This is a genomic window from Rhizobium laguerreae (genome assembly GCF_019778565.1).
GTDB classification, from domain to species: Bacteria; Pseudomonadota; Alphaproteobacteria; order Rhizobiales; family Rhizobiaceae; genus Rhizobium; species Rhizobium laguerreae.
Genome location: NZ_JAAXQT010000006.1, coordinates 231,490 through 254,007 on the forward strand (window position 1 = coordinate 231,490; position 22,518 = coordinate 254,007).

The 22,518-nt window shown below is 61.3% G+C and carries 24 protein-coding genes and 1 tRNA gene; 8 read left to right on the top strand and 17 right to left on the bottom strand.

Annotated features, from left to right (window positions below; genetic code table 11):
- The 7 genes from HFO71_RS19960 to HFO71_RS19990 all read right to left on the bottom strand — a co-directional run bounded on the left by HFO71_RS19960 (window position 1) and on the right by HFO71_RS19990 (window position 6,943).
- Window positions 1-1,476: a TadA family conjugal transfer-associated ATPase gene (locus HFO71_RS19960; RefSeq protein WP_168349433.1), complete on the bottom strand. Its 1,476-nt coding sequence runs from the start codon at window positions 1,474-1,476 to the stop codon at window positions 1-3.
- 132 nt (window positions 1,477-1,608) lie between these two features.
- Window positions 1,609-2,886 carry a CpaE/TadZ family protein gene (locus tag HFO71_RS19965; RefSeq protein ID WP_221988338.1) on the bottom strand — a complete coding sequence of 426 codons (1,278 nt, stop codon included), beginning with the start codon at window positions 2,884-2,886 and terminating at the stop codon, window positions 1,609-1,611.
- Window positions 2,887-2,900: 14 nt separating this feature from the next.
- Entirely contained in the window at window positions 2,901-3,656 is a 756-nt protein-coding gene (locus HFO71_RS19970) for a CpaD family pilus assembly protein (protein ID WP_221988339.1), read from the bottom strand.
- Window positions 3,653-5,152, bottom strand: coding sequence for a type II and III secretion system protein family protein (locus HFO71_RS19975; protein ID WP_221988340.1), 1,500 nt, complete (start codon window positions 5,150-5,152; stop codon window positions 3,653-3,655). The genes HFO71_RS19970 and HFO71_RS19975 overlap by 4 nt, the downstream gene beginning before the upstream one ends.
- Window positions 5,153-5,163: 11 nt before the next feature.
- Window positions 5,164-5,979, bottom strand: a complete 816-nt coding sequence (gene cpaB / locus HFO71_RS19980) for a Flp pilus assembly protein CpaB (RefSeq protein WP_221988341.1) — start codon at window positions 5,977-5,979, stop codon at window positions 5,164-5,166.
- Between the two features lie 110 nt (window positions 5,980-6,089).
- Window positions 6,090-6,602, bottom strand: coding sequence for an A24 family peptidase (locus HFO71_RS19985; protein WP_221988342.1), 513 nt, complete (start codon window positions 6,600-6,602; stop codon window positions 6,090-6,092).
- Window positions 6,603-6,727: 125 nt separating this feature from the next.
- On the bottom strand, window positions 6,728-6,943 hold the full coding sequence (locus HFO71_RS19990) for a Flp family type IVb pilin (protein WP_221988343.1): 216 nt from the start codon (window positions 6,941-6,943) through the stop codon (window positions 6,728-6,730).
- Window positions 6,944-7,338: 395 nt separating this feature from the next.
- Here HFO71_RS19990 and HFO71_RS19995 point away from each other — a divergent pair, with 395 nt between their 5' ends.
- From HFO71_RS19995 to HFO71_RS20025, 7 genes are all read left to right on the top strand, one after another.
- On the top strand, window positions 7,339-7,743 hold the full coding sequence (locus tag HFO71_RS19995) for a pilus assembly protein N-terminal domain-containing protein (RefSeq protein WP_064653455.1): 405 nt from the start codon (window positions 7,339-7,341) through the stop codon (window positions 7,741-7,743).
- Between the two features lie 115 nt (window positions 7,744-7,858).
- A complete protein-coding gene (locus HFO71_RS20000; RefSeq protein ID WP_221988344.1) occupies window positions 7,859-8,494 on the top strand; it encodes a TadE/TadG family type IV pilus assembly protein in 636 nt (211 codons plus the stop codon).
- Window positions 8,494-9,075: a TadE/TadG family type IV pilus assembly protein gene (locus HFO71_RS20005; protein WP_221988390.1), complete on the top strand. Its 582-nt coding sequence runs from the start codon at window positions 8,494-8,496 to the stop codon at window positions 9,073-9,075. The genes HFO71_RS20000 and HFO71_RS20005 overlap by 1 nt, the downstream gene beginning before the upstream one ends.
- Before the next feature lie 209 nt (window positions 9,076-9,284).
- Window positions 9,285-10,505: a phosphopentomutase gene (locus HFO71_RS20010; RefSeq protein ID WP_221988345.1), complete on the top strand. Its 1,221-nt coding sequence runs from the start codon at window positions 9,285-9,287 to the stop codon at window positions 10,503-10,505.
- A complete protein-coding gene (locus tag HFO71_RS20015) occupies window positions 10,502-11,470 on the top strand; it encodes an adenosine deaminase (protein ID WP_221988346.1) in 969 nt (322 codons plus the stop codon). The genes HFO71_RS20010 and HFO71_RS20015 overlap by 4 nt, the downstream gene beginning before the upstream one ends.
- 105 nt (window positions 11,471-11,575) lie before the next feature.
- Window positions 11,576-12,205, top strand: a complete 630-nt coding sequence (gene upp, locus HFO71_RS20020; protein ID WP_003544477.1) for a uracil phosphoribosyltransferase — start codon at window positions 11,576-11,578, stop codon at window positions 12,203-12,205.
- A 125-nt stretch (window positions 12,206-12,330) separates the two neighbouring features.
- On the top strand, window positions 12,331-12,900 hold the full coding sequence (locus tag HFO71_RS20025) for a TIGR02281 family clan AA aspartic protease (RefSeq protein WP_221988348.1): 570 nt from the start codon (window positions 12,331-12,333) through the stop codon (window positions 12,898-12,900).
- 6 nt (window positions 12,901-12,906) lie between these two features.
- On the opposite strand, the gene deoA is transcribed toward HFO71_RS20025, so the two are convergent.
- The 9 genes from deoA to HFO71_RS20070 form a co-directional block, all read right to left on the bottom strand.
- A complete protein-coding gene (gene deoA, locus HFO71_RS20030; protein ID WP_221988350.1) occupies window positions 12,907-14,214 on the bottom strand; it encodes a thymidine phosphorylase in 1,308 nt (435 codons plus the stop codon).
- A 1-nt stretch (window position 14,215) separates the two neighbouring features.
- Window positions 14,216-14,992 (bottom strand): deoxyribose-phosphate aldolase, encoded by a 777-nt coding sequence (deoC, locus tag HFO71_RS20035; RefSeq protein WP_025396691.1) that lies wholly within the window; start codon window positions 14,990-14,992, stop codon window positions 14,216-14,218.
- Window positions 14,993-15,101: 109 nt separating this feature from the next.
- Window positions 15,102-15,902 (bottom strand): purine-nucleoside phosphorylase, encoded by an 801-nt coding sequence (locus tag HFO71_RS20040; RefSeq protein WP_131662159.1) that lies wholly within the window; start codon window positions 15,900-15,902, stop codon window positions 15,102-15,104.
- A complete protein-coding gene (locus HFO71_RS20045) occupies window positions 15,899-16,288 on the bottom strand; it encodes a cytidine deaminase (RefSeq protein WP_131662158.1) in 390 nt (129 codons plus the stop codon). Before HFO71_RS20045 ends, HFO71_RS20040 begins: the two co-directional genes overlap by 4 nt.
- 1 nt (window position 16,289) lies before the next feature.
- Window positions 16,290-17,261 carry an ABC transporter permease gene (locus HFO71_RS20050; protein WP_077977193.1) on the bottom strand — a complete coding sequence of 324 codons (972 nt, stop codon included), beginning with the start codon at window positions 17,259-17,261 and terminating at the stop codon, window positions 16,290-16,292.
- A 10-nt stretch (window positions 17,262-17,271) separates the two neighbouring features.
- A complete protein-coding gene (locus HFO71_RS20055; protein WP_025396688.1) occupies window positions 17,272-18,375 on the bottom strand; it encodes an ABC transporter permease in 1,104 nt (367 codons plus the stop codon).
- A 7-nt stretch (window positions 18,376-18,382) separates the two neighbouring features.
- Entirely contained in the window at window positions 18,383-19,894 is a 1,512-nt protein-coding gene (locus HFO71_RS20060; protein ID WP_029873711.1) for an ABC transporter ATP-binding protein, read from the bottom strand.
- Between the two features lie 88 nt (window positions 19,895-19,982).
- Window positions 19,983-20,975, bottom strand: coding sequence for a BMP family lipoprotein (locus HFO71_RS20065; RefSeq protein WP_017962791.1), 993 nt, complete (start codon window positions 20,973-20,975; stop codon window positions 19,983-19,985).
- A 318-nt stretch (window positions 20,976-21,293) separates the two neighbouring features.
- Window positions 21,294-21,611: a hypothetical protein gene (locus tag HFO71_RS20070; protein WP_003544459.1), complete on the bottom strand. Its 318-nt coding sequence runs from the start codon at window positions 21,609-21,611 to the stop codon at window positions 21,294-21,296.
- Window positions 21,612-21,840: 229 nt separating this feature from the next.
- Here HFO71_RS20070 and HFO71_RS20075 point away from each other — a divergent pair.
- A tRNA-Ser gene (locus HFO71_RS20075) sits at window positions 21,841-21,930 on the top strand.
- Window positions 21,931-22,031: 101 nt separating this feature from the next.
- On the opposite strand, the gene HFO71_RS20080 is transcribed toward HFO71_RS20075, so the two are convergent.
- Window positions 22,032-22,508 (bottom strand): Lrp/AsnC family transcriptional regulator, encoded by a 477-nt coding sequence (locus HFO71_RS20080; protein WP_221956289.1) that lies wholly within the window; start codon window positions 22,506-22,508, stop codon window positions 22,032-22,034.
- Between the last annotated feature and the right edge of the window lie 10 nt (window positions 22,509-22,518).

Here is a 22,518-nt window from a genome sequence, read left to right on the forward strand (position 1 = left end):
CTATTCCTTCGTTTTCGCTTCCATCGCGTCGAGGGCGGCGGCAAGACGCTTTTCCTCGTTGAAGTAGCGGGCGCGATCCCAGAAATGCGGCTTGCCGACGCCGGTCGACATGTGCCGGCCAATCAGGCGGCCGTTCGCATCCTCGCCTTCGATCTCGTAGCGCATCAGGTCCTGGGTGATGATGACGTCACCTTCCATGCCGATCACCTCGGTGATCTGGGTGATGCGGCGCGAACCGTCGCGAAGGCGCGCCGCCTGAATGACGACGTCGACCGAGCTGGAAATGATCTCGCGCACCGTCTTTGCCGGCAAGGTAAAACCGCCCATGGCGATCATCGATTCGATACGGCTCAGGCATTCGCGCGGCGTATTGGCGTGGATGGTGCCCATCGAGCCGTCGTGGCCGGTGTTCATCGCCTGCAGCAGGTCGAAAACCTCCGGTCCGCGCACTTCGCCGACGATGATGCGCTCGGGACGCATACGCAGGCAGTTCTTGACCAGATCGCGCATGGTGATCTCGCCCTCGCCTTCGATATTCGGCGGGCGCGTTTCGAGACGAACGACATGCGGCTGCTGCAGCTGCAGTTCGGCGGTATCCTCACAGGTGATGACGCGTTCGTCCCTGTCGATATAGTTGGTGAGGCAGTTCAGAAGCGTGGTCTTGCCCGAGCCGGTGCCGCCGGAAATGACGACATTACAGCGCACGCGCCCGATGATCTGCAGCACGGTTGCGCCTTCCGGCGTGATCGCACCGAAACGGACGAGCTGATCGAGCGTCAGCTTATCCTTCTTGAACTTGCGGATGGTGAGCGCCGGCCCGTCGATCGACAGCGGCGGCGCGATGACGTTGACGCGCGAACCGTCCGGCAGGCGGGCGTCGCAGATCGGGCTCGATTCGTCGACGCGGCGGCCGACCTGGCTGACGATGCGCTGGCAGATCGAGAGAAGCTGTGCATTGTCGCGGAAGCGAATCTCGGATTCGATCGTCTTGCCGCCGACTTCGATGAAAGTCTGGCCGGCGCCGTTGACCATGATGTCGGCGATGTCGTCGCGCGCCAGCAACGGCTCCAGCGGGCCGTAGCCGAGGACGTCGTTGCAGATATCCTCAAGCAGTTCTTCCTGCTCGGAGATCGACATCGCAAAGTTCTTGATGGTGATGATGTCGTTGACGATGTCGCGGATTTCCTCGCGGGCGCTTTCGCCGTCGAGCTTGGAGAGCTGCGAGAGATCGATCGTGTCGATCAGCGCGGAAAAGACCTGCGCCTTGGTGTCGTAATATTCATCGGTGCGGGCCGGGCGCTTGCGCTGCGGCGTCTGCATCGGCGGTGGCGTCACCTGCTGGCGTGCGGACTCGCGCGAGGGTTCGACCAGAATGGAAGGGGAAGAGGCCGCAGGGGCGGCGGCCGGAACCGGCGGCGGCGGAGCAATCGCCCCCCCGACCTTTCCGGAACCTTCGTTTCCGCGTTTTCCAAACATGCCACTCGATCCAATCTGCTCGTTCTAGAGCATTTCCCGATCTCTCCGAGTCAAGGAAATGCACTATCTTTTTGTTTTCACGCAATTCCGGACGCAAAACCGCTGCACACTTTTGCTGGAATTGCTCATCGTCTACTTGCGCTTCAGGAGGCCCAGCAGGCCGCCTTTCTTCGCCTTCTTGATCGCGACCCGGCCGGTGACGATGTGCGATATCTGCGAAAAGGTTTCCGCCGTCGGCGACTTCGGGTCGACTTCGGAAATCATCCGGCCGCTGTTGGCGGCGTTGCCGAAAAGATTGATGTCGAAGGGGATGATCGCGATCGGATCGATCTCCAGCGGCTCACAGAAATCCGACGGTGAAATCTCCGGCCGTTTCGGCATGCCGACCTGATTGAGGATGAGATGCGGCGGCCTGTCGTTCGGGCGCATCTTGCGCAGCGCGTCCAGCATGTTCTTGGCGTTGCGCAGGTTGGCGAGATCGGGAACCGCTGCGATGACCACCTCGTCGACGCTCGACAGCACCGAGCGCGTCCATTCCGACCATGCATGCGGAACATCGAGTACGGTGACGGGCGCGCTGCGCTGCAGGACGTCGAGCACCGGCTGGAAGGCCTGGCCGTCGAAATCATAGGCACGGTCGAGCAGCGAGGGTGCGGCCAGCAGCGACAGATGCTCGGAGCATTTCGTCAGCAGGCGATCGAGGAAGACCTCGTCGAGACGATCGGGTGCGAAGACCGCTTCGGCGATGCCCTGGGCCGGATCCTGATCGAAATTGATGTTCGCCGTGCCATAGGGCAGGTCGAGATCGGCGAGGATCGTCTCGGTGGAGAAGAGATTGGAAATGCCGAAGGCGCAATTATGCGCGATGGTCGAAGCGCCGGTGCCGCCCTTCGAGCCGATGAAGGCGATGCTGCGGCCGAGCGGCTCGGCGTCCGGATCGACAAAGATCGAGGCCATCGCCGTAAGGATATCGGGCATGGCGACGGGCTGGACCATATATTCGGAAATGCCGTTGCGGATGAGCTCGCGATAAAGCCCGATATCGTTGTAATAGCCGATAATGACGACCTTGGTCGTCGGATCGCAGACGGCGGCGAGCGGCGCGAGTTCGCCGAGCAGGTTCGCAGCATTCGCCTTGGTCTCGAGGATGATGAGGTTCGGCGTCGGGGCACCGGAAAACATATTGGCGGCAGCGGCGATGCCGCCGCTGGTGATGCGCATGCTGACTTTCGCGACGCGCCGATCATTGGCGCAGCGTTCCATGACATGCTGCAAGGCCTCGCTCTCGCAGAAAGCATGCACGGAGATGCGCGGCAGCGGCCGCATGTTTTCCAGATCCGCCATGCGCACCGCCTCCTCGGCATTGCGAAGCTCGCTGGGATTCCTGATTTCGTATTCGATCGCGCTCATCGTCCCGTTCCGCCTCAGAAGCTACTGTCGCTGCCGACATCTTCGATCGTCGTCGTTGTCGTCCGGTATTCCTGGATGGCATTGTTACGCCGCTGCGCGTCGATCGGGGTCATGCCGCGGGGCGCCACCAGATCCTCCGGATTGGCGATCTGGGCGGCGAGGTTGTTCTGCGAAGCGCAGCCGAAATTATAGTAGTTCTGGTTGGTCAAATCGTTCGATATGTCCTTTGGCCATTGACCGCATTGCGTGGTGACCGCGGTGGTGCCGGTAAAGCTCAGCCGGATCGGCGCCGCATCGCCGGGACCGATCGCGGCATAGGAGGTGTTGACGATTTTCGAGCTTGCAATCCCTCTCGATGTCAGCTCGGCACGAACCTGATTGCGCAGCTGATAGGCGGCCACCGAATTGGGCGAGCCTTGCGGCGACAGCACGTAAACCGGGCCCGAGGCGCGCGAGATGTAGTTTGCGGCAAAGCCACGAATGAGGTCGCGCTGGGCGATGGTCAGGCGGCGATCGGTGGAGGCGACGGGTATATCCACCGTCTGCTCCGCCTCCGTGACGATGATCGGGTGGCGGGCGCGGTAATCGTCCGGAATGCCGCCGGTCGTCAGTTGGTCATGCGGGCCGGCGCATCCGGAAAGTATCGCCACCGACATGGCGACCATCGCAAAAAGCGCCTTCGAAATTCCGAGGCGGGGTGTCGTCGCATTCATATGGGCCATCGCCTGATCTCTGTTTTCTGCCATCGCTGCCGCTCGCGCCCCGCTCATTTGTAGATGAACCCGATCGAGCCGTGGAACTGCGCATCGGCAACGGGCGCCTCGCGGCGGCCATAGACCTTGTTGACACGGTTGAGGAAGAAGGTCGCACCATCGTTCTCAGGGCTGAAATTGTCGTCCGGCCGGTTGAGCTGGTTGCGCGCCACCGGGCGCACCAGATAGGGCGTTGCGATGATGACGAGCTCGGTTTCCTGGCGCTCGAAACCCTTCTGGCGAAAGAGCGTCCCGAGCAGCGGGATCTTCGAAACGCCGGGTGTGCCGCCCATCGTCTGGGAAACATTGTCGCGGATCAGGCCGGCGAGCGCGATCGAGCCGCCCGAGGGCAGCTCCACCGAGGTCTCCGCCGAACGGCGCTGATAGGTGGCGTTGCCGCTGCCGGCCACCGGTTCGGAGACATTGGTCTTGATCTGCAGGCTGATGCGTCCCGATGACAGCACGACCGGTTTGAAGGCGAGGTTGATGCCGTAGTTGAACGGGACGACGGTGACGTTGCCGTCGTTGTCGGTCGTCGAATAAAGCTGCTGGCCACCGGAATTGAAGGTCGCGGCCTGGCCCGATATCGCCGTCAGCGTCGGTTCGGCGAGCGTCTTGACGACCTTGGCCTGTTCCAGCGCATTGAGGTAGGTCGAAATATCGTATTTGCCGATCGAGCTCTTGAAAAGCGCCGCCAGGCCGCCGCCGACCGTCGATGCGGCGCTGTCGGCGTTCGGACTGCCGAGCTGGGCGACCGTCATGCCGGAGGAATTGGAAACCAGGTTGTCGAAGCCGAGCTGCTTCAGCACCTCGCGGCGGACCTCGGCGATCGTCACCTTGAGAGTGACCTGGTCCTCGCCCTCGATCTGCAGGAGGTTGACGACCTGCGAGCTCTGGCGACCTTCGGCAAAGAGCGCGACCGAGCTGTCGCCGCCGGTGCCAGATGCCGTTTCGGTTCTGGTCGTCGCCTCGCCGCCCTTCAGGAACACCTGCGCCAGATCGGCGGCCTGCGTGGCATCCTGCGGCGTGCGCACCGTGCCGGTCAGCACGATGTTGTCGGAGACGATTTCGACGTTGATGTTGGAGTCGGGAATGAAGCGGCGGAGATTGACTTCGAGGCCGGAGACGTCGCGCTCGATCTCGATGTCGAGATTGACGATCTCCTGTCCGCCGGCGCCGAAGACGAAGATATTCGTCTGGCCGACCTTCTTGCCGAACAGGTAGATGCGCCGCGAGGTGCGGGTCACGGCATCGGCCATGGTCGGATCGGAGACGAGGATATCATGCGCATCCTCCGGCAGATCGACGACGACGGCCTTGTTGAGACCGATCTTCAGCCGGCGATGGGCATTGGAGCCGGTCTGCGAGATCCGGACCAGGCTATCGGAATCGGCGCGCGCCTCGCCTGCGCCGAGAAGCGGGGCGAAAGAGGCCGGCACTATACCGGAGACGCCGACCGCCAACGAAAGGCAGCCTGTCAGGAGAGGTCCGGCGCGCCGCGTTGAATTGCCCATTTGCACGTCCCTTACTCCGCCTTCGGCGCGGCGCCGACGTCCGTGACGATGGCGCCCGATTTGATGACCTGGATGATCGCGCTGCCGTTGTCGCCGCTCAGCAGATAGTCGGCGGCACTGGTATCCTGCTCCTGCGCATCGGCGACCGAGCGGAGCGCGAGCGACAGCCGGTCCGCCATCTGCTGGGCGACGGCAAGAACCTTCGTTTGATCGGGCGTGAGCTCGAGCGTCGCGGTCGTGCCGACCACCGATTTCGAGCCGTCGTCCTTTTCCTGGATCTGCTGGTCGATCGCGAGGACGCGGACATTGCTCAGCACGGTTTCGGTGATGAGCTTGTCGGCCTCAGTGCCCTTGCGGACCATGATGACGTCGACGCGATCATTCGGCAGGATGAAACCGCCGGCGCCGGTTGCCACCGATATCTCGGTCGCGACGGCGCGCTTGCCGGCCGGCAACAGGGAGGAGAGGATGCGGCTGCTGGAATCGGCGATCTTTTCCGGCCGGATCGGTTCACCTTCGAAGATCGGCAGACGCACGACAGCGCCCTGCAGATCCTTGATCGCATCCGGCCTGTCGGCTTCGGTGATGAGGCCGGGAACGACGCCGCCCTGCGGCCAGGCCATCCAGTGCACCGACTGGTCGTCCAGCCTTGCGCCGACCGACAGATTGGCGCTCGACACGAGGATGTTGACGGTCGGTTCCTTCTCGATGACCGACTGGACCTGGGTAACGACACCGCCACTGCCCGCCATGCGCATTGCCAGGAGGCCGGCAAGGCCGGCTGCCACCACGGCGACAGCTAGGATTATAAGGCGGGCCGGTTTCATCGATCATTCCTCAGGGCACGATATGTTCGCCCTGTAGAATGCTCAGCAATTGGTATAATTATGGTTAATGGAACGCTTACATTTTAAGTTAACGGGCATTTAAAATGCCGCTATTTCAGGCTTTCCAGCGCGGCGAAGAACAGCGGTGAGGAAGGGAAGGCCATGAAGCCGCCGATCGCGATCGCGATGCCGTAGGGGATCTTCTTGGCAAGCAGGACCGAGTTCGGCACCGGCAGGCCGATGGCGAGGATGGTGTTCGATTGCGCTCTCACCGCCAGGATGAGCAAGGTGATGAGGCCGCCGATCATGGCGACTTCGACCATCAGGAAAGCGAGGGATTCATTCAGGCCGAACCAGAGCGCGGTGGCGCTCAACAGCTTGGCGTCCCCGCCGCCCATCACATTGAAGGCGAAAAGAGCAAAGCAGGCGCTGAAAACGATGGCGGCGGCGGCGAGATGCATACCGATGATCTCCCAGCTCAGGCCGGAGAGCGGCGCGAGGACGAGGAAAGAGGCGATGAGGATCACGGAAACGCGGTTCGGGATCGTCATGGTAAACAGATCCGAGAAGGCCGCCATGGCGAGGCAGAGTGGCAATATCACGAAGACTGCAGCTGCGATCATGCTTAAACCCGATCGTGACTTGATGCGAAAAGGCCCACGGCCGTTCAGCCTGTGAGCCCACTCGATATTTCGGCCGGATCGAATCCGGCCGGCATTATGCGGATGTCGCTAGGCGGCACCTATTCTTAGCCGCCGGCGGCCGGAGGAGCGGCAGGAGTGGCAGTCTTATCGACAGCGCCCTGCATTTTGGTGCTCAAGCCGTTGAACGTGTCGCCGATCTTGCCGCCGAGGGTCGTTGCGCCGGTGATGAGCGCTACGGAAATGAGGGCGGCGATCAGGCCGTATTCGATTGCGGTCGCGCCGGATTCGTCCTTCAGAAAACGGCTAAAAAGCTTGGTCATGGTAACTCCTAACTCCAGTTGATGTTCAGCACGTCCGCCAACTGTTTGCCGTTGATCGGATGACTGCAACCTAGCGAATGGCCGTTTCCATTGGCTTAAGGAAAAGAGTTAACGACACGTGAACGAGACAACATGCCTTTGTAGAGTCAGTAATTTCTTACGCACTTCGCTCAATATTTAACGATATTCATGGAATAACCGCTGTATTCATCCGGAAATAGCACATATTCTGCTTCCAACCGGGGCATGCGCCGTCTTAAAGCCGTACCAAATCGGATCATTACGCTTCATCCCGGAACAGAGTGGTAGGCTTAAGGCTTCGTTCACCAATTTTTTCCATTCTATGCGGATATTGCGCTGTGATCGTGAAAGCTGTGATCGTGAAAGAGGACCCAATGTCATCGAGCGGCAAAACCATTTTCTTTGCCGGCATGATCGCCGTTTTCGGTATTTCGGGGGTGTCCGCGGCCGCAGACGATGACATGCTGCGCGTCTACATGGATCACGCGCGCGTACTGAAGCTCGATCGCCCTGTCAGCAAGGTGATTGTCGGCAATGCCGCAGTCGCCGATGCGACGGTCGCCGACGCCAAGACCATCGTGCTCACGGGACGCAGCTTCGGCACCACCAATCTGGTCCTCCTCGATGCCGACGGCAACGCGATCCTCGACGAGCGCATCCTGGTGTCGATCGACGAGGGCAATACGGTGCGCGTCTACCGGCAGACCCAGCGCTCCGTGCTATCCTGCACGCCGAACTGCGAGCAGCACGCGCAGCAAGCGACCGCCGGCTCACCCTAACGCTCTCTTTTCAACTTCCTCGACCATTCGTTAAAATCGTCGTGTCAGGTTGAAACGGAAAATCAACGAACGGGCCTTAGTCTGACGACTGGAAAATGTCGCTCGGGTCCAGGCAATGACGGTAATTGATCAGAAGACGGATAAGGGGCGCGCTTTTGCGCCATTCCGTTTCTTACGGTTTCGCGCTCTCGCCCGCTCGCGTGATGGTGCTGCGGCGATCGAATTCGCCCTGCTCGCCATTCCCTATTTCCTGGTGATTTTCGCAATCCTCGAAACTTTCGTCGCATTCGCCGCCGAGGAACTCGTCTCCAATGCCGTCGATACGATGAGCCGCCGGATGCGAACCGGGCAGATCACCTATAATCTCGGCCGCACGACCGATATGAACCAGGCGCAATTCCGCCAGGCTTTCTGCGATGAGATCTCGATCCTGATCCGCTGCTCGGCGACCGAAGTCGCCACGCCGAGCAAGCTCTACCTGGATGTGCAGACGTTCAGCACCTTCTCGGCCATTCCGACGACGATCCCCAAGCTTTCCACCGACAAATATGCCGACATCAACCCGGCTGCCTTCAAATATACGCCGGGCGGCGCCGGCACGATCAACATGCTACGCGCCTACTATCGCTGGGAAATCATCACGGATCTGGTCCGGCCCTATATCACCACGATACGTCCCTCCGGCGGCTCGATGCCGAGCCAATATCTGATCGTCGGGACCGCGGCCTTCCAGAACGAGCAGTATCCATGATGGCGTTGCGCAACCCGTTCACCAGATTGGTCCTGACGGCGCGGCGGCTGGCCCGCGACCGCAAGGGCGCCGGCGCGATCGAATTCGCGATCCTCTTTCCTGTGCTCGTCATGCTCTATATCGGCGCTTTCGAGATCACGATCGGCCTCAGCGTCAGCAAGCGCGTGACACGTGCCGCAGGAACGGTGGCCGACCTCGTCACCCAGCAGCAATCCGTCACCAAGAGTGCGCTTGCGCAAATGCCGTCGGTCGCAAACGCAATCTTCCTGCCCTACAACACGACGTCGCTGACCATGAAGATCACCGGGATTAGCATCGACGCCGGCGCCAATGCGAAAGTGCTCTGGTCCTGGGCCCAAGACGGGACGGTGCCCTATGCCAAGAACGCCACGGTGAGCGACGTGCCGACCGACATGAAGACGGCGAACAGCTTCCTTGTTCGTACCGAGGTCAGCATCCCCTATACGATGTTCCTGTTCGCGCCGAACTTCATGCCGGACGGCATGCGCACGATCACCATCAGCCGCAATTATTTCTACCGCCAGCGGCAAGGCGACTCGATCCCCTGCGGCGATTGCTGACGGTCCTTCCCGCTCTTCTCTGCTGCATAACTCCCTCAATCGAAATCGATTAGGGAGTTATGCAGCGATTCGAAGTGTTACAGTGTCCTTTGCGCGTCTGAAAAAGCGCGCGGCGCCGTAATTTGCCAAGCCGGCCACAGCATTATATGGCTGGATCTCAGCCGCCTCCGACATTGCAGAGGCCGGCGATCGGCTCTCTCGGGTGTAAAATGGCGCGTGCCTTTCTTTTTGTTCTGGATTCCTTCGGCGTCGGCGGAGCGCCGGATGCGGCGGCCTATGGCGACGAGGGCGCCGATACGCTTGGCCATATCGCCGAGTTCTGCGCGGCCGGAGCCGCAGACCGCGCCGGATTGCGCGAAGGGCCGCTTTCCCTGCCCAACATGTCGGAACTCGGGCTGATGCACATCGCGCGCTCCGCCTCCGGCCGGTTTCCGGCCGGCATGCCCGTCCCGGAGAAGGTCTACGGCATTTATGGCGCCGCCACCGAAATTTCCCGCGGCAAGGATACGCCGTCGGGCCATTGGGAGATCGCGGGAACACCTGTCAGTTTCGATTGGGGTTATTTCCCAACGGAGGGAGACTCCTTTCCTCAGGAATTCATCGAGGCGCTGTGCAGAGAGGCTGGCGTGCCCGGCATCCTCGGCAACTGCCATGCCTCGGGAACGGAGATCATCGCCCGGCTCGGCGAGGAACATATCCGCACCGGCAAGCCGATCTGCTACACCTCCTCGGATTCCGTCTTTCAGGTCGCGGCGCATGAGGTACATTTCGGCCTCGATCGTCTGCTCGCCTTCTGCGGTTTGGCCCGGGGGCTGCTCGATCCTTACAATATCGGCCGCGTCATCGCCCGGCCCTTTATTGGCCAGTCCGCCTCTACTTTCCAGCGCACCGGAAACCGGCGCGACTTCTCCGTGCTGCCGCCGGAGCCGACGCTGCTCGATCGGCTGATCGAACATGGCCGGCATGTGCATGCCGTGGGAAAGATCGGCGACATCTTCGCGCATCAGGGCATTTCCAGAGTCATCAAGGCGAATGGCAACGAGGCGCTGATGAAAGCGTCGCTCTCGGCGATCGACGAGGCTGAGGACGGCGATCTCGTTTTCACCAATTTCGTCGATTTCGACATGATCTACGGTCATCGCCGCGACGTGCCGGGTTATGCCGCGGCACTCGAAGCCTTCGATGCGCTCTTGCCCGAAGTCCACAAGAAACTGAAGCCCGGCGATCTCGTCGTGCTCACCGCCGACCATGGCTGCGATCCGACCTGGCGCGGCACCGACCATACGCGCGAGCGCGTGCCTGTCATCGCCTATGGCCCCGGCATCCGGTCGCGTTCGATCGGCGTGCGCCGCAGCTATGCCGATATCGGCGAGAGCATCGCCCGGCATCTCGGCATCCCGGCCGGACCGCACGGAAGGAGTTTTCTGTGACATCGCATTTGAAGAAGGTCGAACAGCACTGCCATCTGGAGGGTGCGGCACCTCCAGCTCTGACCGCGGCGCAGGCACGGAAATATGGCGTCGACATCAGCGCTGAGCTTCGCGACGGCGCCTATGTCTGGCATGATTTCGCAAGCTTCCTCGAATGTTACGACAAGGTTTCCGAGGTCTACAAAACCGAGGAGGACTATGCGCTTCTGACCGAAACCTATCTCGACGAACTCGCCGGCATCGATACGATCTACAGCGAGCTCATCGTTTCGCCCGACCACGGCAAGCGCATCGGGCTGGGCGCCGATGCCTATATATCCGGTATCTGCGAAGGCATCCGGCGGGCCAGAGAAAAGAGCGGCATCGAAACCCGGCTGATCGTCACCGGCGAGCGGCATTTCGGTCCGGAAAGCGTAATTGCTGCTGCCGAATATGCGGCGAAGGCGGACAATCCCTTGATTACCGGCTTCAACCTTGCCGGCGAAGAGCGCATGGGCCGTGTGGCCGACTATGCCCGCGCCTTCGATATCGCCCGCGATGCCGGCCTCGGGCTCACCATCCATGCCGGCGAGGTCTGCGGCGCCTTCAGTGTCGCCGACGCGCTCGATGCGGTGCGCCCCTCGCGCATTGGCCATGGTGTGCGCGCTATCGAGAATCTCGACCTAGTGAAGCGGCTTGCCGACCTCGGCACCGTGCTCGAGATCTGCCCGGGCTCCAATATCGCGCTCGGGGTGTTTCCCGATTTCGCGTCCCACCCGCTGCGGCGACTGAAGGAAGCAGGCGTGCGGGTGACGATCAGCTCGGACGATCCGCCATTCTTCTATACTTCACTGAAGCGGGAATATGAACTTGCCGCCGGAGCTTTCGGCTTCAGCGACGCCGAGATCGATGCGATGACGCGCACGGCGATCGAAGCGGCCTTCGTCGACGAGCAGACGCGCAAGGACTTGCTCGCCCGGCTTTAAAGACCCCAGAGACTGGGGAAGATCGACGCAAATTGGCCGCCACTCTTGCGGTCGGGCCAATTTCCGTGAAAGAAACATTCGATAGAAAGAATGAAAGGCTTCCCCATGGACGGCGTCACGGTCATCGATCATCCGCTTGTGCAGCACAAGCTCACCATCATGCGGCGCAAAGAGACATCGACGGGAAGTTTCCGGCGTTTGCTGCGCGAAATCTCGACGCTGCTCTGCTACGAGGTGACCCGCGATCTCGAACTGACGATGGAAACGATCGAGACGCCGCTGCAGACGATGGAATCGCCGATCCTCGAGGGCAAGAAGCTGGTCTTCGCCTCGATCCTGCGCGCCGGCAACGGGCTGCTCGAAGGCATGCTCGATCTCGTGCCGTCCGCCCGCGTCTCGCATATCGGCGTCTACCGCGACCACGAGACGCTGCAGCCGGTCGAATATTACTTCAAGGCGCCGGAGGACGTAGCCGAGCGGCTGATCATCGTCGTCGACCCGATGCTTGCGACCGGCAATTCCTCGATCGCGGCGATCGACAAGCTCAAGGAACGCGGCGCCCACAATATCCGCTTCCTCTGCCTGCTTGCCGCCCCGGAAGGCATCCGCAACTTTCGCGCCGCGCATCCCGATGTTCCCGTCTTCACCGCATCGATCGACAGTCATCTCAACGAGAAGGGCTACATTATGCCCGGCCTCGGCGATGCCGGCGACCGTATGTACGGCACCAAGTAATTTCAGCCTTCCTTTACCAAATCGAAAGACTTTACGGCCCGGAGGTTCGATCCGGGCCTTTTGGCGTCGATCTTAGCAACTTGTCAGCACTTGAGGTTTAGCAAGCTTGGAGCATGAGGCCCTGCATGAAGCCGGGTTTATACAGGAAGGATTTCTGTTTCATGCTCGTGCGTACTGTCCTATTCGCCAGCTTCGCCGCGGTGCTCGCCACACAGGTGCCTTCCTTCTTCGGAAGCACCAGCCAGCAGCCTGCTGACGCTCTCTCCGCCAATTACGTATCGACCCAAACCGAGCAGCCGGTCGCACCGGAGCCGGTCTACGGCAGCAATGCGATCCGCCTTCAGGCCGATGCGCAGGGCCACTATACCGGCAGCTTCAAGATCAACGGCAAGCCGGTGCAGGGCCTGATCGATACCGGCGCCACCTATGTAGCGCTCAACGAGACGCTCGCCCGCCGGCTGGGCTTCACCGCCAACCAGCTCGATTTCCGCTATGGGGTGAACACCGCGAACGGCCAGACGAAGGCCGCGCATGTGACGCTCGACCGCGTTGAGATCGGCGGTATTCGCGTGCGTAAGGTCGAAGCCTTCGTCCTGAAGGACAATGCGCTGACGACGACGCTGGTCGGCATGAGCTTTTTGCAGAAGCTCGCCTCCTATTCCGTCGCCGACGGTTCGCTCAGCCTCAAGCAGTAAACCGCGTCAGATCAGGCTCGCAATCACCGGTGTCAGCTCCGGCTTGTCCTCGGTGATGCGATAGTGCGCGGCAAGTGCCGCAGCTGCCCTTTCCGCCCCGGCTTCGTCGGCGGCGTGAACCAGCGCGATCGGTTCGCCGGCATTGACGCGGGTGCCGAGCGGCAGGAGTTCGGAAAAGCCGACGCGATGATCGATCCGGTCCGCGGGGTGGCGTCTTCCGCCGCCAAGATCGATGACACTGACGCCGATACCGCGCGCATCGCAGGCGGCTAGCCAGCCGGACCGGGCGGCCGGAACAGGCTTTGCGACCGGCGCCCGGGCCAGGTGTCGGTCAGGGTTTTCGATGAGATCGGCCGGGCCGCCGAGCATCGACACCATGCGCGCGAAGACCTCGGCCGCCTTTCCCGATGACAGCGCCCGACGCGCCATTCCCTCGGCTTCATCAGACGAGGCGGCGATACCGGATTTCACCAGCATTTCGGCGGCGAAAGCAAGAACGACGGTCTCAAGCCGCGTGTAGGCCTTTCTGCCTGCCAGAAAATCCAGGCAGTTGCGCATTTCGACGGCGTTGCCGGCACTATCGGCAAGCGGTTGGTTCATGTCGGTGATCAGGGCCGAGGTCTTCACGCCTGCGCCATTGGCCACCTCGACCAGTGACTGCGCCAGGATCTCCGCCTGGCCGCGATCGGCCATGAAGGCGCCGTTGCCGAACTTGACGTCGAGCACCAGCGTCTCGAGCCCCGCCGCAAGTTTCTTCGAGAGGATAGAGGCAGTGATGAGGGGAATGGAGTCGACGGTGGCGGTTACGTCGCGCACGGCATAGAGCCTGCCGTCGGCGGGAGCCAAGGTGCCGGTCTGACCGATGATGGCGCATCCCGCCTCCCTAACGACCTTGTGGAACAGGTCCGCATCCGGGGTGATCATATAACCGGGAATGGATTCGAGCTTATCCAGCGTGCCACCCGTGTGGCCGAGGCCGCGTCCGGAGATCATCGGTACGGCGAGGCCGCAGGCGGCGGCGATCGGCGCCAGCATCAGAGAAACATTGTCGCCGACGCCGCCGGTCGAATGTTTGTCGGCGATCGGGCGATCGATGTCGGCCCATTGCAGCCTGTCACCGGAATCGGCCATCGCCAGCGTCAGGGCCACGATTTCGGCCCGCGACATGCCCTTGAACCAGACGGCCATGGCGAATGCGCCGATCTGGCCTTCCGACAACCGACCGGCGGCGAGCGCAGCGATAAAGGAGCTGATCTCGGCGGCGTCGAGTTCGTCGCCGTCGCGCTTACGCCGGATGATCTCCTGCGGAATCATTTCAGTAGCCCGACGCCGCAGCCGGGGCCGACTGTGTTCCGCTCAGAACCGCCAGGATATCGTCGAGCAGGTCGGAAGCGCCGAAGCGGAACGTCGACGGCATCGCCCAGTCCGGTGTCATGATGGTTTCGGCAAGGCTCAGATAGAGTGCGGCATCGGTCACCGAACCAATGCCGCCTGATGGCTTGAAGCCGACCTTGCGTCCACTTTCACGAATGGCGCGGATCATGATGTCGGCGGCTTCGAGCGTCGCATTGACGGCGACCTTGCCGGTGGAGGTCTTGATGAAATCGGCACCGGCTTCGATGGCGAGTTCGGAGGCACGGCGGATCAATGCGGCATCCTTCAGCTCGCCAGTCTCGATGATGACCTTCAGCAGGACGGGGCCGGCGCATTCGGCGCGCACGGCCTTGACCATGTCGGTCACCGCCTTCTCATTGCCGGCGAGCAGCTTGCGGTAGGGGATGACGAGATCGATCTCATCGGCGCCATCGGCAATCGCCTCACGGGCTTCGGCAGCGACATCGGCTACTTCCATATCGCCGGAAGGGAGGTTGACGACGGTTGCGATACGCACGGCGTGCCCAGTGCCGAGGATAGTGCGGGCCTGAGCGACGAACCGCGGCCAGATGCAGATCGCAGCGCTGGTGCCGTAGGGCGTCTGCGCACGGGCGCAGAGCGCGTCGATCTGCGCCTCGGTGCAATCATCCCTCAAATTGGTGAGATCGAGAAGAGAAAGGGCGACAGCCGCTGTCTCCCGGTTGGAATGGCTATTCATCTTCGCTTCCTCTAGAGCATGAAGCCGCAAAGTGTGCGCGGTTTCGGCACCATGTTCTCACTATCTAATTTAGAACAGGATTCGGATTCTAGGCCGACCCGGCCTAAAATCATCCTGTTCCAGCCGCAATCATGTCTTTCAATATCGCGGCGAGACGGGCGCCGCCGATGGGCGCCATGTCCTTGGTTTCTTCATGGCTGAGCTCATTGCCGGTCATGCCTGCCCCATAGTTGGTGATAACGGAGGCGGCTGCAACCCTCAGGCCCAGCATTCTTGCGATGATGACCTCGGGCACCGTCGACATGCCGACGGCATCGGCGCCAAGGATGCGCGCCATGCGGATTTCGGCCGGCGTTTCGAAGCTTGGGCCGGAGAACCACATATAGACACCCTGCGCCAGCTCGATTTTAAGCTTTGCCGCTGCCCTTCGCATCGCCGCGGCAAGGCCCGCATCATAGGCATTGGTCATGCCGACGAAACGATGATCGCTTTCCTCGCCGATCAGCGGGTTCATGCCGGAATAGTTGATGTGATCGGTGATCTGCATCACCGAACCGGGCGGCATGTCGTCGCGCAGCGATCCGGCCGAATTGGTCAGGATCAGCGCTTCGACGCCGAGCGCCTTCAGCACCTCGATCGGCAGGCGCATGGCATTGGCATCGCCCTTCTCGTAATAATGCACGCGGCCGGAGAGCATGACGACAGGCACGCCGCCGAGACGGCCGGCAACGACTTCGCCTGCATGGCCGGAGACGGCGCTGACGGGAAAGCCCGGCAGGTCGCGATAGGGAATACGGACGGCGCCCTCCAGCTGGCTAACAAGGGAACCGAGGCCGGAGCCGAGCACGATGCCGTGGCGCGGTTTGATGGCGCCGAGCAATGCGGCGAGCAGGTCGACCGTCGCCTTCATCCGAGTTCGGTCTCGAAGCTGAAGGGAAGAAGCTCTTCCATCGTCATGGTCTTCTTCACGCCCGCCTCATCGCAGAGGTAGATCTTCGTCTCCTTGGAGGCGAATTCGGAGATCTTCTGGCGGCAGCCGCCACAGGGCGGGCAAAGCGGCAGCTTTGCGGCAATGACCGCCATTTCGACGATCGTCTTCGCGCCGCCCATGATCATGGCGCCGATCGCCGTCGGCTCGGCACACCATCCTTGCGGGAAGGAGAGGTTTTCGATGTTGGCGCCGGTATAGACCTTGCCGTCCTCGGCGCGGATCGCGGCGCCAACCGGGAATTTCGAATAGGGCGCATGGGCAAAGGCCATAGCGCCACGGGCGGCTTCGAACAGATCGTGAGACATATCAACGCTCCTTCGTATAGGGCACACCGCCGGCTTTCGGCGGGGTCGCGACGCCGATGAAGCCAGCAAGCAGGACGCAGGTGAGGACATAGGGCAGCGCCTGGAAGACCTGAACCGGCACTTCGCCGATCAGCGGCACCTGCTTTCCCTGCATGAAATTTGCGAGCGCATCGAGGAAGCCGAAGAGCAGGCAGGCAAACATGACGGGCACCGGCTTCCACTTGGCAAAGACGAGAGCGGCGAGCGCGATGTAGCCCTTGCCGGCCGACATGTCCTTGATGAAGGCGGCGGACTGGGCGATGGCCAGATAGGTGCCGGCAAAGCCGCAGAGAATGCCGGCACACATGACGGCGCGGTAGCGCAGCCAGGCAACGGAAATACCTGCCGTATCGACCGCGCCCGGGTTCTCGCCGACGGCGCGAAGGCGCAGGCCGAAACGTGTGCGGTAAAGCACCCACCAGGAAAACGGCACGGCGAGGAAGGCGAGGTAGGTGAGGATATTGTTGCCGGATATGACATTGGCATAAAGCGGGCCGACGATCGGAATGTCGCGGGCGGCGTCGGCGCCTGGCAGGATGATCCGTGCGAAGCGCGAATCCGGCGACAGCTGTGGCGTGCGCCCGCCCTGGCCGAACCAGGCCTGGCCGAGCACGATGGTGATGCCGGCGATGAAGAAGTTGATCGCCACACCTGACACAATCTGGTTGCCGCGATTGGTGATGGAGGCAAAGCCATGCACCAAGCTCAGCGCCACCGAGCAGAGGATGCCGGCACCGAGACCGAGCCAGGCCGAATCGGTGAGATAGGCGACGCAGGCTGCGGCAAAGGCCGAGCCCAGCATCTTGCCCTCCAGGCCGATATCGAAAATGCCGGCGCGTTCCGAAAACAGACCGGCAAGGGCGGTGAAGATCAGCGGGATCGACAGGCGGATGGTCGAGCTCAGAACGTTGATAAGGATGTCGTAATAATCCATCGCCCGCTCCTTAACCGCGCTTGAACTGTTGGTAGAGGCGCACTATCGCAGGCCGGAACATGTATTCCAGCGCGCCGGCAAAGAGGATCACCAGACCCTGGATGACCAGGATCATCTCGCGGGTGATATTCGGCATTTCGAAAGAGATCCAGTCGCCGCCCTGATAGAGGATACCGAAGAGGATCGCGGCCATGATGATGCCGAGCGGATGGTTGCGGCCCATCAGCGAGACCGCGATCCCGACGAAGCCGGCGCCGCCGACGAATTCCACCTGCAGACGGGCAGACGAGCCCATGACTGGATTCAGCGCCATCATGCCGGCGAGCGCGCCGGAGAGCAGCATGGCGATGATCACAGTGCGGGCATAGGGGATGCCGGCATAGGCCGCCGCCGTCGGGCTGACGCCCAGCGTGCGCATCTCGAAACCGAGCTTGGTGCGCCAGACGAGCAACCAGACGAGGTAGCTGACGACGAGCGCAATAATAAAGGAGACGTTGAACGGGGCAGCCCCCAGCTTGGCGCCGAACAGCTGCATGACCCAGCCGAGCTTCGGCAATTGGCCGCCTTCCAGGAAGGTACGGGTTTCCGGCGCCATCTTGCCCGGTACGATCAGCACATGCACAAGGAGGTACACCATCAGCGCTGCGCCGATATAATTGAACATGATCGTCGTGATGACGATATGGCTGCCGCGTTTTGCCTGCAGGAAAGCCGGGATGAAGGCCCAGGCTGCGCCGAACAGGCCGGCGCCGATCACCGCGATCGGCATCGTTACATACCATGGCACGTAGCGGTCGAGCGCCAGCGCCACCAGCGCGCAGCCGAGGCCGCCGAGATAGGCCTGGCCTTCGGAACCGATGTTGAAAAGTCCCGCATGGATCGCCACCGCGACGGAAAGGCCGGTGAAGATGAAGCTCGTCGCGTAATACAGCGTAAAGCCGATGCCTTCGCCATTGCCGAGCGCGCCCTGGATCAGCAGCGACAGCGCATCGAGCGGGCTTTCACCGATCAGCCAGACGACGAAGCCGGAGATCAGGAAGGCGACGGTGAGGTTCAAAAGCGGGATGAGGCCGTAGTTGATCCAGTTTGGTAGTGGAACGGAAGCAGTGCTCATAAAGGCCTCACGCGGCAATGCCGGCCATCATCAGGCCGAGGGTCTGTTCACCGGCATCGGGCGTCTTCTCGCCGACGACATGGCCGGCAAACATGACAAGGATACGGTCTGAAAGGGAGCGGATTTCATCGAGTTCGACGGAGACGAGCAGAATCGCCTTGCCCGCGTCGCGCATTTCGATGATCCGGCGGTGGATGAATTCGATAGCGCCGATATCGACGCCACGTGTCGGTTGGCCGATGATCAGCATCTTCGGATCGCGTTCGATCTCGCGGGCGACGACGATCTTCTGCTGGTTGCCGCCGGAGAAATTCGCCGTCTTTAGCCGCGGGTTCGGCGGGCGGATGTCGTATTTTTCGATCTTCTCCATCGCATCCTTGCGGATCGCTTCGAGATCGAGCAGCGGGCCTTTGCTGTAGGCCGGGTGGCGATGATAACCGAGCACGGAATTTTCATATTCCTCGAACTTCAGCACCAGGCCCATATGGTGGCGGTCCTCAGGAATATGCGCGAGGCCGAGATCACGCAGGCGGGCGGGATCAGCCTTGTCGATCGTCTGGCCATCGAGCAGGATTTCGCCGGAGGTCGGCTTGCGGATGCCGGCAATCGCCTCCAGCAATTCGGACTGGCCATTGCCGGCGACACCGGCGATGCCGACGATCTCACCGGCGCGCACGTCGAAGGAGACATTGTCGACCATGGTGACGCCGCGATTGTCCTTGACCGTGAGGTTGCGGACGGACAGCACGGCAGATCCGGGGTTGGCCTCGCCCTTCTGCACGCGCAGCAGCACGCGGCGGCCGACCATCAGCTCCGCGAGTTCCTCAACCGTCGTCTCCGCCGTCTTGCGGGTCGCGACCATCTCGCCGCGGCGCATGACCGAGACCGTATCGGTGATCGCCATGATCTCGCGCAGCTTGTGGGTGATGAGGATGATCGTCTTGCCCTGGTCGCGCAGCACCTTGAGGATACGGAAGAGATGATCGGCTTCCGCCGGCGTCAGCACGCCCGTCGGCTCGTCGAGGATCAGGATCTCGGCGCCGCGATACATGGCTTTCAGGATCTCGACACGCTGCTGCAGGCCGACCGGCAACTCCTCGATCAGCGCGTCCGGATCGACCTCCAGGCCATATTCCGTTTCCAGCCGCTTGAGCTCGGCGCGAGCCGATGCGACGCCCCTGGCCAGCAGCATGCCACCTTCGGCGCCAAGCATGATGTTCTCGAGAACCGTGAAATTATCGACCAGCATGAAGTGCTGGTGCACCATGCCGATGCCGGTGGCGATCGCTGCTTGGCTGTCGCGGATGGTGACGGGATTGCCGTTGACGCGGATCTCGCCGCTGTCGGCATGGTAGAAACCGTAGATGATCGACATCAAGGTCGATTTGCCGGCGCCGTTTTCGCCGATGATGCCGTGGATCGTCCCCTTGGCAACGGTGAGGTTGATGTCCTTGTTGGCGTGGACGGCACCGAATTTCTTATCGATGCCGACAAGCTCGATAGCGGGCTTATCTGTCACTGCAGACTCCAAATAAGAAAAGGGCGTATGGCGAAAATCCCCTCCGCCATACGCCCGATCTCAATCGTCGATCACATACGGGCGCGGATCACTTCGGGCAAGCGTTGTCCGAGGTGTAATCGTGAACCTTGACGGTTCCCGCGATGATATCGGCCTTGGCCTTGTCGACGGCAGCCTGCATTTCCGGTGTGATCAGCGACTTGTTGTTGTCGTCGATCGCGGCGCCGACACCGTCTTCCTTGACGCCGAGCGCCTGGACACCGCCGGTGAACTTGTCGTTCTTGGTGTCGTTGTAGGCATTGTAGACGGCGAGATCGACGCGCTTGACCATCGAAGTCAGGACCGAGCCCGGATGCAGATGGTTCTGGTTGGAGTCGACGCCGATCGACAGCTTCTTGTTGTCGGCGGCGGTCTGCAGAACGCCGAGACCGGTGGCGCCGGCTGCCGCATAAACGACGTCAGCGCCCTGGTCGATCTGGTTCTTCGCCAACTCGCCGCCGCGGACCGGGTCGTTCCAGGCAGCGCCCGTCGTGCCGGTCATGTTCTGGAACACTTCGATATCGGCCTTGACGGAGCGTGCGCCCTGCTCGTAGCCGCATTCGAACTTGCGGATCAGCGGGATGTCCATGCCGCCGACGAAGCCGACCTTGCCGGTCTTGGAGGCCATGCCGGCGAGAACGCCGACGAGGTAGGAACCTTCTTCTTCCTTGTAGACAACCGAGCGGACGTTCGGCTTGTCGACGACGGAGTCAACGATGATGAACTTGGTGTCCGGGAATTCGGCTGCAACCTTCTCGATGGCCGAGGTCCAGGCGAAGGAAACGGCAACCACCGGATTGAACCCGCGGCTTGCGAAGTTGCGGATGGCCTGTTCGCCTTGGGTGTCGCCCGTCGGCTCGAAGTCGCGATAGGCAATGCCGGTCTCGGTCTTGAACTTCTCGGCGCCGTTATACGCCGCCTCGTTGAAGGACTTATCGAACTTCCCGCCGGTGCCGTAAACCAGCGCCGGCTTGACATCGGCGGCAAGCGCCGTCGTCGACATGGCAGCCACGGCAAAGAGAGTGAGAAGGGATTTTTTCATTGTGCAGCCCTGTTGTTGCTATTCGTTAGGGGTCCTCCCGCAAGCCCTTTTCGGGCATGTCTGCGGAACCACCGACCTCCCCCCGGAGGCCTGGCTGCGCGCATCCTTGCATGGCTCACGGAAAAATTCACCAGAAATTTTTCAGGCGGTAAAGATTTGCAGCGATTGCCGAAAATCAGCTCTTCAGGGCTGATTTTTGGACATTCCTTGCATCGGAATGCGGATTTTCTAGCCAATCCGGCGACAAATACAAAGGTATAAGAGCGGGCGACGCCCACCCGGATTTCTCGCCCGATCGTGCCGGCAAAACCAGCTTTGCTATGCGGTGAAGCGCCCGGCCACCGGCGGCTTCTTGTAGCCGATCATCCACAGAAGCAGCGCGATCACCAGGAAAACGGCAAAGGCCGGCTGGAGCATCAGCCACTGGAAGATGAGCGTGTAGAAACGCGGGTGGATATAATAGGAAAGGGAGGATTGCAGCGACGTCAGCGTTGTCGGGCTGACATCCTGCCAGGCATCGGAGATCGGCGTCATCACCACGGAGGACGCCGCAACCGATTGGATCGAATCGATGGTTCCGGCAATCACGGCCGCCGCAAGCGCGACAAGACTCGCCAGACGCAACAGGAAACGCATCAATTCCTCCGACGCTCGATATGCCGGACAATTCCGGCCGGCCGCGCCATTCTCCACCTTAGAGAATTACATAGTCATCGATGAGGTGAAGCACAATGGAGTGGTCGAGGCGAGTTTTATCGGAAGAAGTCAAAAAACTGTTAGATTTCGGTTGATCGGCAAAAATTCATCGGTATATATCGCGCCGTTCCGACGATTTGCTCCTACCCTGGGCGCGAACGCCAAAAAAGGACAGGTGGCCGAGTGGTTTAAGGCGCACGCCTGGAACGCGTGTGTACGTGAAAGCGTACCGTGGGTTCGAATCCCACCCTGTCCGCCATATCCCTCATTTTCAATATTGATTCAAACCGTATCGAGAGCGGGACGCGGAAGCGTTTTGGCGGCACGCTTCGCTGGAACAAGCCGGTCGTCCGCATATTCTTAAGGGCGTTGCAGCAGGGCGCGTCCGATCGGCTTCGGAATCTCGCTGCGCAACACCAGAGATGTCGTCACGGCCCCAAATCGCGCAATCGTGTCGACGATCGTTTCCAGTTCTCCAGGCGACGGAACCAGCACCTTTAAGAGAAAACAGTCCTCTCCGGTGAGGCGCAACACTTCCATGACTTGCGGCATCTCCGCGAACTGTTTCAGACAGGGTTTGATATGCTCATGCGTCGTGCGCAGGCGAAGCACAGCCGTCATTCCAATTCCCAAAGCGGCAGGGTCGATACGGGCGGAGTAACCGACAATGATGCCGCGGTCTTCCAGCCGCTTGACCCGTTCCGATGCTGCCGGCTGAGAGAGCCCGACCCGTCGACCGAGTTCGGAAATCGCGATGCGTCCATTTTCCTGCATCGCTTCGATAATGGCGATATCGGTCGGATCGAGCACTACCCGATTGTTTTCCTGAAAAGACATGGGATCACCT